Here is a 17,930-nt window from a genome sequence, read left to right on the forward strand (position 1 = left end):
TGCTCGGGGAACTATTGCCTTAGTTGGCTAACACGTTGAAGCGTGTTGGTGCAAGACGTGATGGAACTGCCCCAGGTCGTCGGCTAACCTGATGCCGTCTACCTTCCTGTGATAGAGGTGAACAGGACGTGTGCGTTGGAAAATAATGGTGTGGTCGTAGGACCGCCGAGAAGATTGGGAGAGCAGGGTTCGATTCCTTGCTACCACATATTGGAGTAAGGTGACGTCACCAATGGTGAATAACAAGGCTGAGTGACGTCACCTTGATTGGATGTCGTGAAGCGATTGCATGATTAGCTGATGGAGGGACATAATGGTCGTTAGTAAGGACAAATTTCGGCGTCAGTTTACGCTAACGCCAACGACTGCCAACGAGATCCAAATGATTTGTCATTCGACCGGTGAGAGTTCATCAGAAATGGTGCGCCGCTTGATCGAGTGTGAAGCGATGTTGATCCAGCGTGGTTTTGTAACTCATGTAGCTGGCCGGAGGCGAAAACATGCGTGAAGCAATGATTCAGCGAATGACAAGATGGACTGTGTTTGGTGTAATTCTTGATGATGCACTGTTTTTCGAGAATATTGTATTGTTTGTTTTTGGGCACACGTCATGGCTGCTGGGAATGCTGGTCGTTGGGATCCTCTTTGTGGGAACCGTAGTATTGGCGACAATTACGATCCTGTTGGACTCGTCAACCAAGGCAGAGAGGATAGACAAGGAGAATCAGTAAAGATGCAGGATGAAAATTTAACAACAGTAGATAGTGCCTTTGAGTTCGACGCGTTAGCTCAAGCGATGATTGGCTCACTTTCCGCAGATAAGACGCGGAATTTTAGTGATCCATATTGGCTGAATGCAGCACACCAGGCTTACACCGCAGTGCTCGCTACTCTGCAAAAGAATCAAGAGGAAGTCTCGCTTGAAGATGTAAACCATGACTTGATTTACTTGCTGCGAGATGATCGACGAGATACGCGTCAACGGATGCTTGCACCGCTAAGTGACGAGACTGCTAAGCAAGCATGTATTCTTGCATCGGGGATTGTCGCATGGCACTTAGCCAAATTGTAATCGTCTAAACAACTTGGTGGAGCGGATTTTTTCATGCGCAATGAAACAGACTCCAGATTGATCGGCGGAAAACGATCGCGCAGAGTCTCACTCCTCAGGATTGTTATCGTCCTAACTATGGCGGTGACGTGTTGTCCATGGTGCGTGGAAGGGTTCGATTCCCTTCGGCAGCATACCAGCAGTGATGCTGGTAGTTTTGTTCTCTGTCAGAGCTTGCCTTAGTTCTGTCTTGGCAATTTCAGTTCCCCTGTTGTTGTCGCTGATCTTGACCGCAAATCAAGGTCAGTCATGTTGCTTCCGGTGACGCTGAGGTTCTCAGCAAGGAGAGGTTCGACTCCTTTTGGCGACGTTTATCACTGAAACTTAGGGTGGTAAAGGTGAAAAAGTTATCCACAAGTCAGCTAATTCATTGTTGCACAAGGGATTGCACGTTCGTGACAAGCTGGTGGGCGTGGCGTATTCTTTAATTGTTAAAGCGGGAGCGAGAAGTGGACGGAGAGGATGACAATGAAGAAAATTGCGGCTACATTCACCATAGTGTTCACAAGTGTTTCGATATTGTCACTTGCCGGTTGTGGATCAAAAGGGGCTAAATCCAGTCAAACTCAGACTCAAGTGACAGCACTCTCAAAGAGTCAAAGGGCAAGCTCTCGTACAACTGACAAAGATAAGGCTAGTTCAAACAAGAAGCACGTTCATGGATCAGATGAATCTAAGACGAGTACTGAGAACGGCAAGCAGGCAAAATCTAAGACTGATGTCAAACATGGATGGGTGATTGGCAGTGGGTCAAACGCTTCGAGTAAGTCTAGGACTAGTAGCGCTACTGGAAAGGCGACTACAACCAAGCGTTCTTCCAGTGCTAAAGGGTCTTCTAACACAGAAACTGCTAGGGCGACCAAGTCGAGTGCTTCTGCAAGCACAGCAGGCAGGGCTAATTCGTATGGCCAGACGACAACGTCAGCACAGAAGCAGGTCATAAGTTCACCGGCGAAGTCCGGGCCTGTTGCTTCGAGTGCGAGTTACACCACCGCGCCGGTTACGAAACCAACGACTAGTTCATCGCCGACGACGACAAACACTAAGCCCGTAACCCCACCGACGGCCGTCCACGCTACGGAGCGGGTTGGCTCTGGTGGCCTGTTTAAGACGTTTGAAGCGGCACGATCCGCAGAGGTTGCGGCGGTAATGGCGAGTGACACGTATGACGCGGGACACGTCTTCTCCGTGTATATGAGCGACGGTTCAATGGAATGGTCATGGGAACCCACCACGCTCGGTGATTAATAAGAAACTTATTTAGTGTACAGATTGCACGACTGTTGGCGACTGGGAATTCTTCTGGTCGTCCTTTTTTGTCTTGGAGGTGAAAGTTATCGCTCAACATAGCAAGATGAAGCAACATCGCCGGAAAGTATGGTTGACTCTAGTCATATGTGTGGCTGGCGTTGTGGCTGGCCTTTGGTTGGCCGCAGGATCAACCGTACAAGAGATAATCGATTCGCATCAAGCGGAGACTACCGCCAAAACGTTTAAGAAAACGATGCATACATCGAATTCAAAGGGTCACAGGTTACCTGAAAATGTCGTCAGTGTGCCTTCAGTCGGTATCTACCAGCCGGTCTATGCAACACCGAGTGGCCTGAACTATGGGGTCTATGGTAGTGGCAATGTAAACAACAATTTCATTATTGCCGGCCATTCCAGCTACGTCTCCGGAGTCTGGTTCAGTAATCTCTTCAAGCTCAGGACATCATCTGGCTATGTTGTTCATGATGGTGCACCATACCGTCCCAGTGACTACAAAGGCGACAAGGGTGCTGGCGGTTTGGTGTATCTCTACACACATGAGGCAAAGTACACCTATCGAGCGGATAAAGCGTATACCGTGAAAGCAACTGACACAACGGTGACCGCTCAAGGAGAGGTTGGAGAACCAAGGCAATTACACCTATATACCTGCCCCTATACGAAAGATAAACATCCGACGATTCGTTATGTCGTCCAAGCACAGTTGATCAAAGTTCAGTTAACCAAGTCTGGGGTTCGTGATCACGTTCAGACACAGTTGACAGTCAAGTAAGTTAGGAGGAAATGAATGCGAAGGATTCGAGCTGAACCCCAGGGTTGCTGACTCTCGAAATCGACAACTCACGAGGAGGAATTTTTATGCACAATGTTTTGTGCAAGCGCCCACGTCTAAAAACGTTGGCGCTTATTTTTATGGGTTTGATTGCTTTTGTTGCGACCCTTGGGTTCTCTAACGTGCACACCACACACGCTGCCTCAGTTTGGATCAATTCAGGAGCTGCGGATCTGGCGACATCGTCTAAATGGAAGACTGCTAGTGGGACATCTATTACTGAGGACGGTTGGTGGCGTAAGCGTGATGGGTCGGCGAATGGCACGGTATTATTTTGTGTCCAACTCGGCGCGCCTTTAAACAACAACCTGAACACAGGCTTTGCGGCCACGACAGTAACTGATGCGCAGCATAAGCATATTTCAGAGATCGCATATTACGGATACTATGCGCAAGCGCATACGTATACCAACGAAATGTTTACGCAGTGGGCAATTTGGCAGTATCTGGGCGACACTTACGTTAGCTCTCCACTGACCTCACAGTACAACGCTTGGAAGGCGAACGTGAATGCTAAGGTTGCGGCATACGACAAAGCACCATCGTTTAATAACACGACGGTCAATATTGATGCTGGGACTACCAAGGCATTGAACGACACCAATGGTACGTTGGGCACATACGCTTCAACGGCAACGGCCACACCCGCAGGACTCAAAGCGTCTATCTCTGGAAATACGCTTAATATCACCGCTGCCAATAATGCGGTGGTGTCTGGCGGTGCCATCAAGTTCGCTGATAACATTGCAGCCACATATGAAGGGGCTGCTTTGCTGTATTCACGTCCTGGTTTTCAATCGGTGATCCTGCCAAAGATTGATCCAACGTTTAAGAAGTTCACGGTCAATGTGAACGTGATCCATTACGGGACCGTTAAGTTGACAAAACAAGATGCTGAAACAGGCACAGCACAAAACGGCGCAACCTTTGCCGGTGCCACGTTCAAACTGACAGATACCAAAACTGGTGCCACAGAAACCTTGACCACAGATGCGTCGGGGACTGCGGTGAGTGGCAAGCATGCGATTGGTGACGGCTATAGCATCGTTGAAACCAAAGCACCAGCTGGCTACAAGTTGAATACCACGCCAGTAACCGGAACATTCACGCATGCTAGTGGCGATACGACTTACAGCGCTGCATCGGTGCAGACTGCCGTAACCATTAAGGACAACTATATTTACCATGCTCGCATCAAAGTCAACAAGCAAGACAGTCTCACCGGTACCAAGCCGGAGAACGGTAATACGTTTGCTGGGGCAGTCTTCAAATTGACGGATACCACAACGAGAATCTCTGAAACATTGACGACTGACAGTAACGGTATCGCAGTATCCAGTGCCAACTTTGCGGTTGGTGATGCGTATACCTTAGTTGAGACGACTGCACCAAAGGGTTATCAGCTCAATAGTGCTGTCGTTTCTGGAACATTCACTCGGACCAAAGAAGACGGCTATGCCAATACCAATGCACTCACGGTTAAGGATGAGGTGATCCCAGATCAGATCTCGATTCATAAGACTGATGAAACGGGAAAAGATCTTGCTGGGATCAAATTCAAGATTTCAGACACCAGGGCTGACTTGATGGCAGGGAAGTTTTTGAAGTTGGCTGCGGATGGAAAGACCGTCGTTTTTCCTAATCAAGCAGGCTATTCGGATAGCTTACAAGATTACGTGGCGACGACGAATGCCAAGGGGATCGCGACTTGGTCTAACATTGTGAAGCCTGCTTCCAAGACTGATCGAACTTACTACTTCGATGAAATCTCGACTGACAAGGATCATCAACTGCTGACTAAGGGGAGCGCAATCTCAGCGGGCGACACTGGCGTGAATAACACCTATGCAGTTGTCAATCAATCCAAAATCAAGCTGCCGAACACAGGTTCACAAGATGCTGGAAAACTAGCAGTCGTTTTGATCATTGCAATGCTTGGTGCTTCTACTGTTGGGGTCTCACTCGTGATCAACAAGAAAAAGGGGAACAACTAAATGAATCAAGTGAAGAAAGTAAAGCATCTACGTTTAGCCTTTACGGTTTGTGGTATGGCTTTGGCCTTGGGAGCTGGGAGTACTTTTGTGATCAATGCCACGAACAGCTTAACGGTACATGCTGCGGAAGTGCAACTCGATGCAAACAGTGATTTCGCTCGCTTGGCACCGACTACCGTTAACTACACCGTTCATAAGGGTATGACGCTGCTTGGGAAGACACAAGCCTCAGTGGTTGACGACGGCAACGCTCAGTCATGGAATAACGATACGACCGACTTTGATCCAGCTAAATACGGGAAGGTTGGCTACACGGCTTACGATATCACCAACACGATTGAATCCGGCGACATGACCGATGCGGGACTAAAGACGATTGGCGATGACATTGCTAAGGATCCAACCGGAAATTATTACATTAAGAATGCTCAGACGAAGACCGCTGAACAGTTCATCACAAGTGGCTCTACGACGACTTTTAAGAATCTTGCTGCGAGTGATGCCAACAGTGAGCATCATGTGTGGGCAATCATTGAAACCACTCACCCCAAAGGCCTCGTCACTCAAATCTCACAGCCAATCATCGTGGCCTTGCCGCTAACGAATACGGCGGGGACAGCATGGCAAACCGAATCCAATGGGTTTCCTAAGAACATCGTGCAACAATTGAAGTTTACGTTGACCAAGCATGGTGATAGTCCTTCCGGGGACGGCAAGACCAGTTACTTGCCGGGGATCCCATTCCAGTTGTACACGGGGAAGCCGGGTTCTGGCAAAGCGACCGGCACAGTCGTTAAGACAGATGCCAATGGTGCGCTGACTGTCAGCGGTTTGGTAAGAGGCGACTACTACTTCGTGGAAGAATCGTCGTCAGACGTTGCGGATATTGATAGTGATAGCGACGCCACCTATTTGTTAGGTGCAGACGCGCGCAACGACAGTGCCAATAAACTGACTTTTAGTATCGGTGAAGACGGTGTGGATCCAAGTACGCTACACGCAGATGTGATGAACTATCATGCGCCAGATATGCAAAAGACTTTGGAAGATGACCACAATTCCTTTACCGAAGGGACGCTAGCGGACTTCAAGACCGCGATCCATATTCCAAATGATATTAATGGTGGCACTGGTAGCGAGATTGCTGGTCAATCCTATATCACCGAGCCTTATGGGGCCTTTGAAGGGACTGATACCGCTGATGCAGGGTTGACCTGGGATCGTTCGGAAGCGAACTTCAAGGCAACTATTGATATTAATAGCAATGGCAAAGTTGATGATGGTGACGTGACCTTAAAGGAAGGCACCGATTATACCCTGACTGATCTTGCTGATGGCCGAGGCTACAAGATTCAATTCATTGTCAATGATGGTAAGGTCTCCAATACTGTGGCGAAGTATCAAGGCGGCGATATCAATCTCACCTACTCGGAAGTGATCAACAACGATGCGGTAATCGACTCTGCTTTGTACAACACCTTCGATCTTGGCTATCAGAATCACCCACTCAATGTTGGGAAGCAGCATACCCGCCACATCAAGCACAAGGTTCCAGTCTACACGTATGGCGCACGGTTCACGAAGCAGTCTTCCGGCCTCTTTGGAACTGGAATCGCACGCACGCGGCTTGAAGGGGCACAGTTTGTTGTCAAAAATGCGGATGGCAAATTCTTCAATGGCTTTAAAGACGGCACTGACGATGATGCGATTGCAGAAGCCCAGTGGGTTGATAAGGCCGCTGACGTCACAGCGGGGATTCTGACTTCTGACAAGGATGGGAACTTTGACATCAAGGGTTTGATTGCAGGCAATTACGTGCTCCAGGAAGTGAAGGCCCCAACTGGCTACGAACTCAATAATCATAGCCAGAAATTCGTTGTTGGACCAAACACCTACACAAATACGGTCTATGTTGCTAGCGATGATGCAAAGCCAACCTTGCCAAATACGGGATCAAATGAATTCAAGGCGATGATCGCTATTAGCATTGTCGTTATCGCTGGTGTCGCGGCGGTTAGTGTCTACGAGGTCAAGAAGCACAAGGCGGCTTAGCGTATGCCAAATAGACAACCAAAGACAATATTGGAAACGGCGGCAAAGTCAAAATCGTACCACAAGCGCAGACAGCATTGTGTCGCGCTGATCTTGTTTGTGGCTTGTCTAGTCGTCGTGGTGAGTGCAGTTGGGTACTATGGATACACGCAATTTGAAATTTATCGCCAACAACAGATTGATATCAATAGCCTAGACCATCAAGGCGCAGTGATCGAGCGACAAGCTCAAAAGCAAACGCGCGGGACGACCAGTGCCATCAACCTGCAGGATCAGGGATTGAAGACCATTGGTGCGGTCATGATTCCTAAAATTGCCCTGCGTTTGCCGATTTTTTCCAAATCTTCTGATGCGGCATTGGAGATTGGGGCAGGCTGGTTGCCGGCTTCATCGCCTTTAGGTGGCGGCGCCGGAACGCATGCGGTTATTGATGGCCATTCGGGTAAGGCCAAGCCCCTGTTCACTTGGATCTCTGATCTGAGAAATGGGGACAAGATTTATCTCAAAGCTGGTAAGAAAATGCTGGAGTATCAAGTCATCAATCGCGTCAAGCAAGGTGATGGTGTGTACGCGCCGACTTATGTCAAAGATTTGACGCCAAAGCCTGGGCAAGACTTATTGACGTTGATCACCTGTTATCCGTTACTTCAAAACAAGCAACGGCTGCACGTCACGGCCAAGCGAGTCCCTTATGATGGTCAGCAAAAGCAGGTCTCATTTTGGGCTTACTTGATGAATTATCGCCTTGAGTTGATCGTGGGGATTATCTTATTGGTGATTCCGTTGGTAGCGTTCATCATCACGAAATGGAGAAAGAAGGGAAACAATGCAACTAAGTAAGCAAAGCGTCGTCTCGGCGCTATTGATTTGTGGTGTCGCACTGAGTATGGGTTCGAGTGCGACCGTGTTTGCATCGACTGATACTGGTGTCGCAGCGGCTAGTAGCTCAAGCGTTGTAAACAGCGATGCTTCTGAAACGGGCAGCGATGAAGCAAATGTGATCACTCAAGATTCTGAATCAAACGCAGATAGTTCTAAAGCTGAAGCGGTGACGACGACCAAAGTGCCATTGACACCGGCTAAGGCAGAACAAGCCGTGAAACAAGTGATCGAGATCCATCAAGTAACCCCAATCGAAGGCGCGGCAGACAAAGGCCTTGCCAGCACGCTTAACGCGGGCGTTAACGGATCGACGTGGAAAGTTTATGATGTGACGCCTCGGTTTGATGAACTGGTGAAGGCTCAAAAGGCAGATACAATAGATACAGATGCCATGGCTCAGATCCAGTTGACGTTAAGTGCCGAAGCTGGGAAAGCTGATGGCTATCAAATTGTAACTAGTGGTGTAACGAAAACTGTTAATGGTGAGCCTGGGGTCTTGGACGTTCAAGTTACCGTTCCGGCTCACAGCTACAAGGCGTACACGTTCGTTAATACGTCTGCGCCGAGTCGTGTTGATCAAGCTGCTAGCTTTACCTTAATCTTGCCAGTGGCTGACGATGATGGGAATTTCCCAACAAAACAAGTGATCGAGCCTAAGTCCGGAGTTACGCCCAAGCCGGTGACGACTACTAAGTTACAACAAACTGGCCACACGTTGAACGAAGGGACGACTGCGGCAGGCATGAGCCTAGCAGCGTTAGGCGCTATTGGCGCCGGAGTTGTGGTCAAGAAACGTAAAGCTGAATAAGGATTAGTTGCTGAGCTTTTCGCTTAGCCTGATTCAGTGAAGAGAAAGCCGCAATTTTGGACTTTCTCTTTTTTGTTGCCGTCGAGACCATCGGGTAACTGATGCGGGGGTTTGACTCCTTCGGACAACGTTGGCCAAGAGGTCAAAAAATGGAAGACGAGTCGCCGATGAACAATCAGTGGCACGTCAATTAATAGCCAAAATAGGAGGTAGCTATGGCAGTTAACAAAAGTGATCTGAGTCGGACGCGGAAGCTTGCGACGACGGTCTTAAAACTCAATGGCGTTGATCCGGATCAGTGGTTATATGACCAGTATCAAGCAGTCATTGATGAAAACACGGAAACCATCGTGAAAGCATTAGGACAAGTAGCAAAGAACCCACTTGCTGCCAACTCTTTGAATGGGAGTAGCAACGCAGGGGAAGGGGGCAACCATGAGTAAAGTTACTATGATTCTGCAATACATTATTACTGCGATTGGGACAATCTCTGGGCTTTATGCAACCGTCAAGTTGGGTATCTATGGCATGGCGCACATGGAGAAGAATCCGCAAAAAGTTGAACAAGCCCGCGATGGTTTGAAAAACGTTGCGATTGGCTTGCTGATCACGATCGCAGCTGCGGCCATCGTATCCTGGCTGAAAGCGGCTTAAAAGGAAGGTGAGTACCGTGCTTTCTGTTAGTTTCCAAGGCGCACGTAAGCTACGCCGAGTGCTGAAGTCTAAGTCGCATCGGTACTCGCTTAACGTTGCCCAGCGCTTGCTCAATGAGGCTGAACAGTATGCGGTCGATCATCAACTCAGTGAGTCGATTGTGATGGTGATTCATGGTGATGATGGCGAAAGTGTCTTTGTTGATCAGCTTGAATTTGGGAAGCATCTTTCCTATATCAACAACTTGATTGCTGTGGTTCAACACACACTTTCGTCAGATCTTTTTGCTGATTATCCGGTTGCTGAAAAGAAAACGTTCTTAGATCGACTTGGTCAACAGCTACAAACCGAAAATAAGGCTCAGCTGGCAACCGATATCACATCAGCGGATCAAGAAATGCATCCTGAGGAGCCTACGAGTGCACCAACACGGTCTGACAATCACTCAACCCAAAAACAAGACTCTCAGGAGTATTTTGTGGAACCTGATCCGGAAACGGTTGAGCCGGAAGCTCCGAGTGTACGAAAGATAGTCGAGGATTTCATAGACCCAGCTCCTACAAAAGCACCAGCCGTCATCAAACCGGACCCAAGCGATGCAAAGCCACAACATGTACCCAGTGAGCGCAACTGGCGACCAAGCGCAATGGTCATCCGACGGTGTTTCATGGTTTTGGGTGTACTGGCAGCTTGTTTCACCCTTTTTTTGGTGGGTCATAGTGCGCTGAATAGCGCAAATCAACCGCCGACCTACTCAGAGTTAATTGCCAAGAAGCAATACTTGGCCGCTGCCAAAGCATATCCGAAGAAGCGAGCTGAGGTTGAGAGCAAACTGGCGTCTGTTGGTAGTGAAAAGACCTTGAAGCAGTTCGTTGCGGTCTATCCATCAGATGAGGGCAAGTTCGATCTGGCCTTCAAACGGGCCAAGTATTCTCAAGTCGTTGGTCTGTCCACTCAAGCGGAGATGACGACTTTGCGAAAGACGATGCTAGCCATCGCTTACGTGAAAACGAATCAGTTGGATCAAGCCGCTGTTTTGAATGCGGATTTGAATAGTTCCAAGCTTACATTGGCGATTGCACTGGCATATGTCCACGCAGCGCGTTTCGATGAGGCCACGGCACTCAACAAGACGCTGAATAATCAGACTTTGGAGAAAGCCATCGACACCGGCCGTATTTATCAGCAAGCAATCGAAAAGTATCAACGTGACGCCAACGACAAGAAGAAATCTACCGCTGAACGCAAGAGCGCAGCCGCAAATGTCCAGGCGTTTACACATCAGTTACAAACATTAGGAGAGTGATATGAATGGAACCTGAACAACAGGAGAATAAAAAGAAGCGGCGTAAGTGGCCGCTAATCTTATTGTTCTCGGCGATCGTGCTAGGTGGTGGCGGGGTGTTTGCGTACAATATTGCCAGCAATCAAAGCAGTTCGACCTCGGATAAGATCCAAGTGCCGATCAAGAAGCACACGAAAAAGAAAAGTTCACCTGACTCATTGATCGACTCGGCGACCAGGTCTTCCAAGCAAGAAAAGCAGTCGAAGCCTGCGGACGACCTAGTGGACTCTCTGTTGGGTGGCGACAGTGAGACGAGTGTTGCCGATGAAATTTTAAAAGCTATCATCAACCCAGTTGGCGCGGTGGCCAACGCGGTTACCTCAGATACTACTAAGGAGTTTGTCGCCTTGGCGGCGAAGGCTTTAGCCGAAGATGATGACGATAAGGGAGAAAAGAGTGCCGATAAGACGACGGTTGCTGATGCTAAAACTAATGACGCTATTTTGACACCGCTTGATAATGTCACCAGAAATACCGCTGACGATCAGTCAAACTTAGACAATACAACTGTATTACCAGGTGATGGGGGAACGACCACCGGCTCAGAAACTACCGGCACAAATACTGGTGGCTCAGATACCGGTGGCAACTCCGTCCAAACGACACCGGTTAAAGTAGATTATGCTCCCGTGATCTTGGCTTTGGGATCAATGAAGTTCCATGCCCATCAAGGTAGTATCAATTATCTTAGTGGTGTGTTTGCGCGTGACGTTGAAGATGGAAATTTGATCAATGATGTTCACGTCGATACTTCAGGCGTTGACTCGAACACCCCTGGGACCTATTGGGTCAACTACTCAGTTACTGATAGTGCAGGCCACACGACTACCGTCAAGCGCGAAGCGGTGATCTATAATGACGCACCAGTGCTTGACGTGACTCATGCTAAGACGTCGGTCGAAGTTGGCACCACGTTTAATGCGATGAGCGGCGTTTTGGCACGGGACTTTCAAGATGGCGACCTTTCAGATCGAGTGGCCGTCAGTGGCAGCGTCGATACGTCAAAGCCCGGCATCCATGACTTGGCCTACCAAATTGCAGACAGCAACGGCGCGACTGCAATAGTCAAGCGGGAGGTCACCGTGTATGCCGATAAGCCAACGTTAGATGTTAGTAAGATCCCGTCTACAGTCAAGTTGGGTGAACCTGTACAGGTTCATGACGTTTCGGCAAGTAGCAAGTATGGCGACGTCAGCATTACGCTTGTCGGTGGTGTTGACTCCAATACTCCAGGCCCGTACAGGCTTACCTACACTGTTACCGACAAATTCGGGCAACAGACGACCGCAAGCACCACCGTTACCGTGCAAACCTCAGATACCCCAACGCCCCGTGATCCCGCCAAAGGGTCTGAGTCTTCCGCTTCGGCGGTTGACTCAGGCTCTACGGCGATTTCTTCAGCCGCTATGAAGTGATATGAATTTACGATTAAGCAGCGTCCCTAATGAGGCGCTGTTTTCATTAGGAGGAAAAGTACATTATGCAGATGCAAAATACGATTTCGTTCATGGGCACCGTCGTCTCACAAGCGAAAGTCAGCGAAAGCAAAAATCGTAAGTATGTGCAGATTTATATGCAGAATACGCGTCACTACAATGACGGCAACATCCATACGGACTCAGCGCCAGTGCAAATTTCAGGAGGTTTAGCCGAACAGTTCCTTGAAGAAATCAACAATGGTCATTTAGGCCAAGGCACCGTTGTTTTGATCAACGGCTGCTGGTCGTCCAATTCTTACCAAACGGATGATGGCAACGCACGCACCAGCTATCGGATTCAAGCGTTTGATTACTACATCTTGGCGGATGGTGCAGATGAAGAGCCTGTTCCTCGTCAGGCGCAACAACGTAGTGCCCAATCACGCCAAGAAACACAAGCTCAGCAGCCACCAGTGCCAGATCCAAGCTTCGGACGGTCTCCCTACGATGATCCGTATCAGTCACGGGGCTAGGAGGTAGTTATGGAAGACTTGATTATTTTGGAGTCGGTGATTGGACCGCAAATCACCGGCATGGACTGTGCGACCGGCGATCGTGTGATTGCCGTAGTAACTCGTGAACGCGCGGGTGAGCTACAAGCCATGCTTGATGACGCTGATGATCGGTTGCAACAAACTGTCGCTGATGATGAGTCGGATGAAGACTTTACGCCAGTGCTGACGAAGTCAGAATTTTTCCGGAAGGAGGTCTAGCTATGGCTCAAAAGAAATATCCCAAGAAAAGTCCAGAGGAATTGCAAAAAGAGATCAAGGATTTGATGACCAATGCCATTCCGCAGATTCGGATGGATTCGATGTCGCCCAAGGATCGCTTAGAGTTTCTGAACTTTATGGCCACCCAATACAACTACTCGGTCCGCAATACTGCTTTGATCCGCTCACAGTATGAAGATGCCTTATACGTCGCGCCATACAAGACATGGTCGGATAAAGGGCTACACGTCAAACGTGGTGAGCATGGTCTCAAGATTTTGGTGCCAGTGTCGTACAAACGGTATTTGGATGATGAAGCTAAAGCCTTTATGTCATACTCCAAGCTTAGTGCGGGTACGAAAGCAAAGGTGGCCGCCAAGGATCCCAGTGTGCCGACGCAATCAGGGACGTACTTCAGCTTGGGTAGCGTTTTTGACATTACTCAGACCAACGCCAAAGCAGCGGACTACCCCAAGATTTTTCCCAATCGGCCTTTCGAGTTTCCCGACGAACATCCAGAAGCCATTAATCGACTGATTGCGGCATTGCGTGACGAAGCCAGTCAACTTGGCGCGCCAGTAACAAACTCGACGACGACCCGCTTTCCAACGGTCACTGGCAAGCTTGGTGCAGCCAAAGGTGCCGCAATCAGCACACCAGATGGCCAACCTGTCGAGATTTTTATAAAGCAGGGGCTGGGCAAGGAGGAGTACGCGGCAACACTGGTTCACGAGATTGCTCATGTTCGGCTGCATAACTCTGAGAGTAAAGACGTGTCAAAATTCTGGGATACTCACGATGTACTGGGCGAAACCTATCGCGGGATCAAAGAGTTGCAAGCGGAGATGACCAGCTATGTTGTCTGCAAGTCCATGGGGATCAACACCTTTGAAAGAGCAAAACCGTATATTGCTGGTTGGACCGAGCAGTTCACGGCGGTTGATGGCGCGTCCGAACAACAGCAGGCCGCTATCATGAATGATATTCAGCGTGGCGCTCACGCCATCATCAATGACGTTTCGGCATCTATGGAAAAGTCTCAGGATCAACACCAAGAACAAAGCCAAGGGCCAGAGCAGGCACAGCCAATCCAGCGGGAAAGCAAACCTGTAAAGGTTAAACAATCCGTTCAAGCGACGATGGGACGGTGATTCTGATGAAAGCCATAAAGACTGTTACTGCGCTTTCTGCGGGCACCTTGAGTGATCGGGTCAGTGATACATTATATGAACTTGAGTCCGCAGGTATGGACGTCTTAGGACTGGTCTCAGCGGGGAATCTGGTGCACACGGTCGTTATTACTTACGATGACAATCAATCGTGTGACGCACGCGTGGCAGCATACAATCGGCGCCACAATAAGATCCATAAGGTGACTCAGTTAGTATGTGTCTTTATTCTCCTGGTCGCAGCCATCTGGATCGCATCGAATCAGATGGGAGAATTGCCAGTTGGCCAGCCATATCAAGTGATTGCGACGATCGCACTGCTGGCCGCCGGCACGGCCTTCGTCGATCTAATCAGCGTCATGCTGAAACTCAGCGTTACGAATCTCGCATTGTACCTGATTGGCAGTTACGTTGGTGGCGGTCTTCTACAGCGAATCATGCCGGGGCTGAATGGCTGGCTAAGCTTGATTATTGCCGTTGCAACAGTGACAATGCTGGTGTTTGGTATCCAAGAAGGGATTGCGGACGCGCAGGACGCCTGGCATCGCATTCGTCTTAAGAAGACTCAACGCCGGTAGAAGTTATCAATGCAGTATATGTGCGCTAGAAATTCTGGTAGAATTTATTTTGGTGAGGAAAGGCCGGACGGTGGCTAGCTGCTTTCGAAAGAAGGGAGTGATGCCTATGAGCCTTTGTTGTAGTCATTGCTCTGAAAGGAGCAAGCATGAGTGTCTATCAGACGCTTTCCTTGATGATCGCCTTTGCGGTGTTAATCGTGGAAATCATGAAAAACGACAACAAAAAATAACCGTCCTGCTTCCCGGCGATGACGGTTATTGAAAAGTAACTTGATTTAGCTGGCCACCGGAGAGATCCGGCCTTGCCTACACCGGCGGCGCTGAATAAGTGTCGTCGGTGTTTTACTACAGCTACATTATAGCGCACTCACGATCAGTGCGGCAATATCTATCCACGGTTTTGAGTTAGAACTTTTCTTGAGCAGTCAGACAGTCCCTTTGTCTGGCTGCTTTTTTCGTGAAATTAATTAAAAAGAGGTGATTGGTTCGATGAATACGCCATTTAAACAATGGAAGAAAATTCTTGCCGATCCTAAGATGATTGCGACTGTTGGTGTACTCAGCTTCTTAGCCATATACATGTTCGCCAACCTGGTGACTCACGTCATCTATTATTTCGGAACGATGGCACATAACCTGATTAAGGCAGGGCCTAAGAATATCGACAACGCGCAGTTGATGCACTTTCCTTGGCGGCAAGTATTCAGCCTGAAATGTCTATTTGTGCCACTGACGACGCCGACGCTTTTGTTGATCCCTTTGGCGATAGCGTTGTTGTTTTGGCTGTGGAAAGTGCCGATGAAACTTTATCAGATGCGGATCGCCTACCGTGACATCAACACTGGATCAATGGGGACCGCACGCTTTGCAGAACCGGAAGAACTAGCGACAGAAAGTGTGGCGATTCCGCTTGACGATAATTTGTATGAAGGGTATCCGGGGACACCGCAACTGCATATCCCTCTGGATCAGGCCGATGCGTTGTCTTTGACGATTCCAAAGACGTACACCATGAATCCTGCGCAAGCAGCAATCGGGTTTGATGCGATTGCCGCACGTAAGCAGCGCGAAGGTGTTGAACTCGTTGAAAATAACCGAGATTCCCAACCTGAGCATGGGTATGACCTGGTTGATCGTAACAAGACCAACACCGCGGCAGTCGCGGGGACGCAATCAGGGAAGACTCAAGCTTTCACTTATCCTAAGTTGGATTTGATCATGCGCGCAATGATCAAAGAATCGGTGATCGTAACCGATCTGAAGGCGGATATGGTCAAGAACACGAAAGCTGAGTTTGAGCGTCATGGCTGGGACGTGAAGATCCTAAATCTGATCACGCCAGAGTATTCGATGGGTTACAACCCACTAGAATTGGTCAAAATCGCTTACTGGAAACAAGATTATGATGAGGCTCAGCGCCTGTGCAACACCTTGAGTTATTCGATTTTTCATAACGACCAGAATCATTCAGATCCGATGTGGGAGGAGGCATCGATTGCACTGTGTAATGCCTTGATCCTTGCAGTGTGTCGAGTCTGTTATCAAGCTGATACGCCGCAGCGTGTCACGATGTATACAGTCTCCGTCATGCTCAATGAACTGGGAACGAATCCGGATGAGAATGGGACGACAGCGCTAGATGAATTCTTCAGTAGCCTGGCGATCAATGATCCCGCCAAGTTGCAATATGGCACGATTACCTTCTCTCAAGGGATTACTCGTTCTGGGATTTATACTGGCGCCATGGCGAAGTTGAAGAACTTCACTCTGAACTCGATCGCTAGATTGACGTCGCACAGTGATATGGATATTGCCCAACTGGCGACCGGCGAGAAGCCGATTGCTTTGTTTATCTGCTATCCAGACTATGATGACTCCAATTATATGATCGTCTCTACATTCCTGTCGCAGATTTCTTATGTCCTGTCGAAGTTGGCCACAATGTCTAAAGATTCGGCTTTGCCGCGGCGAGTGCTGAACCTTTATGAAGAAGTGTCCAATATTCCAGCGATTTATGGCCTATCGCGATCAATGAACGTCGGGTTGCAACGGGGCATCTTGTATGACCTGGTCTTTCAATCGATTCCGCAACTGCAAGACAAGTACGGCGAACGTGGTGCCGAAGCAATCCTTGATGCCTGTGGAAATAAGCTATGTATCCTTCCTGAAGGTAAGCATGATCCTGAGTATTTTGCGTCTCTACTAGGCAAGAAGACTATCATCGCGCCGTCGCGGCATGGCGATCCGTTGAGCCTGGATAAATCATACGGCGAAAGCGAGCAGGCGCGAGACTTAATGACTGCTGAAGAACTGCGCCAGATGCGCAAGGGTGAATGGGTCTTGATCCGTGCCAAACAGCGTCAGGATCTTAAAGGCCAAGACGTCACGGCGTGGCCCGTATTTGCGGACTCTACCAAAGGCTATGGCATGCCGTTTGCCTATGAGTACCTTGGTGATCGTTTCAACCATCCGCAGACGTTTGAACAGTTGAATGACAATAAGCGCTCAATTCATGCGGATCTTGATTTAAGTGAGCTTGTCATCAATCGTGAGGAATTCGGCTTGGCGCCAGAAGTCGAAGGGGCGAAGAATCCAAAGAAACCAACAAAAAAAGAAGCAGAACCTAAGGAGTTTTATGTCCATACATCCGAAAATTTGGAACTTAAAGTCACACAGCAGTCTGATGGCACTCGCAACATCGATGCTGTGAAGGCTGCACCGCATAAAAAGACAATTATAGACCCGTTTGCAGGCTTTAAATCTGCATCAAAAGGAAAGGAGCGTAGTACTGTGAACCCCAATGTCACGAGTGAAATTAACGAGGATCTCCGATCAATCGAAGCAGCCTTCACGAAGGGCCAGCTTGAGATGCTACACAGCATTGTGGAGCACCACATGCCGATTGATCGGCAAATGGTTTTTATGTCATATGAGACAGTTGGCGAGATGAAGGTCTTTTTGATCAAGAACCGGGAGCTATTGCCGGAAGCGTATCGACAACTGAAGCCTCTGTTTCAGATCAAGGAAGAAGAACTGTAGGTG

The 17,930-nt window shown here is 48.8% G+C and carries 17 protein-coding genes and 1 pseudogene; all 18 read left to right on the plus strand.

The window, feature by feature from the left end:
• The first annotated feature begins 500 nt into the window (after positions 1-500).
• The 18 genes and pseudogenes from ACGG90_RS04940 (at position 501) to ACGG90_RS05025 (ending at position 17,927) form a co-directional block, all read left to right on the plus strand.
• Positions 501-731, plus strand: coding sequence for a hypothetical protein (locus ACGG90_RS04940; RefSeq protein ID WP_003663028.1), 231 nt, complete (start codon positions 501-503; stop codon positions 729-731).
• Between the two features lie 2 nt (positions 732-733).
• Complete coding sequence (locus ACGG90_RS04945) at positions 734-1,072, plus strand: hypothetical protein (RefSeq protein ID WP_016363138.1); 339 nt, start codon at positions 734-736, stop codon at positions 1,070-1,072.
• A gap of 1,465 nt (positions 1,073-2,537) precedes the next feature.
• Positions 2,538-3,155, plus strand: a complete 618-nt coding sequence (locus ACGG90_RS04950; protein ID WP_390406590.1) for a sortase — start codon at positions 2,538-2,540, stop codon at positions 3,153-3,155.
• Between the two features lie 140 nt (positions 3,156-3,295).
• A pseudogene (locus ACGG90_RS04955) lies at positions 3,296-3,715 on the plus strand (thioester domain-containing protein); the annotation flags it as partial.
• 6 nt (positions 3,716-3,721) lie between these two features.
• On the plus strand, positions 3,722-5,209 hold the full coding sequence (locus tag ACGG90_RS04960) for an MSCRAMM family protein (protein ID WP_390406637.1): 1,488 nt from the start codon (positions 3,722-3,724) through the stop codon (positions 5,207-5,209).
• Positions 5,210-7,261 (plus strand): SpaA isopeptide-forming pilin-related protein, encoded by a 2,052-nt coding sequence (locus ACGG90_RS04965; protein WP_390406593.1) that lies wholly within the window; start codon positions 5,210-5,212, stop codon positions 7,259-7,261.
• A gap of 3 nt (positions 7,262-7,264) precedes the next feature.
• Positions 7,265-8,101 (plus strand): class C sortase, encoded by an 837-nt coding sequence (locus ACGG90_RS04970; RefSeq protein ID WP_390406596.1) that lies wholly within the window; start codon positions 7,265-7,267, stop codon positions 8,099-8,101.
• Positions 8,088-8,951: a pilin N-terminal domain-containing protein gene (locus tag ACGG90_RS04975; RefSeq protein WP_003663035.1), complete on the plus strand. Its 864-nt coding sequence runs from the start codon at positions 8,088-8,090 to the stop codon at positions 8,949-8,951. Before ACGG90_RS04970 ends, ACGG90_RS04975 begins: the two co-directional genes overlap by 14 nt.
• 215 nt (positions 8,952-9,166) lie before the next feature.
• Entirely contained in the window at positions 9,167-9,394 is a 228-nt protein-coding gene (locus tag ACGG90_RS04980) for a hypothetical protein (RefSeq protein ID WP_003663036.1), read from the plus strand.
• Positions 9,387-9,605: a hypothetical protein gene (locus ACGG90_RS04985; RefSeq protein ID WP_003663037.1), complete on the plus strand. Its 219-nt coding sequence runs from the start codon at positions 9,387-9,389 to the stop codon at positions 9,603-9,605. The genes ACGG90_RS04980 and ACGG90_RS04985 overlap by 8 nt, the downstream gene beginning before the upstream one ends.
• Before the next feature lie 16 nt (positions 9,606-9,621).
• Positions 9,622-10,911, plus strand: coding sequence for a hypothetical protein (locus tag ACGG90_RS04990; protein ID WP_016363131.1), 1,290 nt, complete (start codon positions 9,622-9,624; stop codon positions 10,909-10,911).
• A gap of 5 nt (positions 10,912-10,916) precedes the next feature.
• Positions 10,917-12,365 (plus strand): immunoglobulin-like domain-containing protein, encoded by a 1,449-nt coding sequence (locus tag ACGG90_RS04995; protein ID WP_003663040.1) that lies wholly within the window; start codon positions 10,917-10,919, stop codon positions 12,363-12,365.
• A gap of 65 nt (positions 12,366-12,430) precedes the next feature.
• On the plus strand, positions 12,431-12,901 hold the full coding sequence (locus ACGG90_RS05000) for a single-stranded DNA-binding protein (protein WP_003663042.1): 471 nt from the start codon (positions 12,431-12,433) through the stop codon (positions 12,899-12,901).
• A 9-nt stretch (positions 12,902-12,910) separates the two neighbouring features.
• A complete protein-coding gene (locus ACGG90_RS05005) occupies positions 12,911-13,141 on the plus strand; it encodes a hypothetical protein (protein WP_003663044.1) in 231 nt (76 codons plus the stop codon).
• Between the two features lie 2 nt (positions 13,142-13,143).
• Positions 13,144-14,292 carry an ArdC-like ssDNA-binding domain-containing protein gene (locus ACGG90_RS05010; RefSeq protein ID WP_003663046.1) on the plus strand — a complete coding sequence of 383 codons (1,149 nt, stop codon included), beginning with the start codon at positions 13,144-13,146 and terminating at the stop codon, positions 14,290-14,292.
• 5 nt (positions 14,293-14,297) lie between these two features.
• The gene (locus ACGG90_RS05015) at positions 14,298-14,888 is read left to right on the plus strand and encodes a hypothetical protein (protein ID WP_016363420.1); all 591 of its coding nucleotides are present in this window, start codon (positions 14,298-14,300) and stop codon (positions 14,886-14,888) included.
• Between the two features lie 146 nt (positions 14,889-15,034).
• Positions 15,035-15,118 carry a putative holin-like toxin gene (locus ACGG90_RS05020; RefSeq protein WP_225420736.1) on the plus strand — a complete coding sequence of 28 codons (84 nt, stop codon included), beginning with the start codon at positions 15,035-15,037 and terminating at the stop codon, positions 15,116-15,118.
• A gap of 259 nt (positions 15,119-15,377) precedes the next feature.
• On the plus strand, positions 15,378-17,927 hold the full coding sequence (locus ACGG90_RS05025; RefSeq protein WP_003663049.1) for a VirD4-like conjugal transfer protein, CD1115 family: 2,550 nt from the start codon (positions 15,378-15,380) through the stop codon (positions 17,925-17,927).
• Positions 17,928-17,930: the final 3 nt, after the last annotated feature.

The sequence above is a fragment of the Lacticaseibacillus jixiensis genome, from assembly GCF_042847315.1.
Taxonomy (GTDB): domain Bacteria; phylum Bacillota; class Bacilli; order Lactobacillales; family Lactobacillaceae; genus Lacticaseibacillus; species Lacticaseibacillus jixiensis.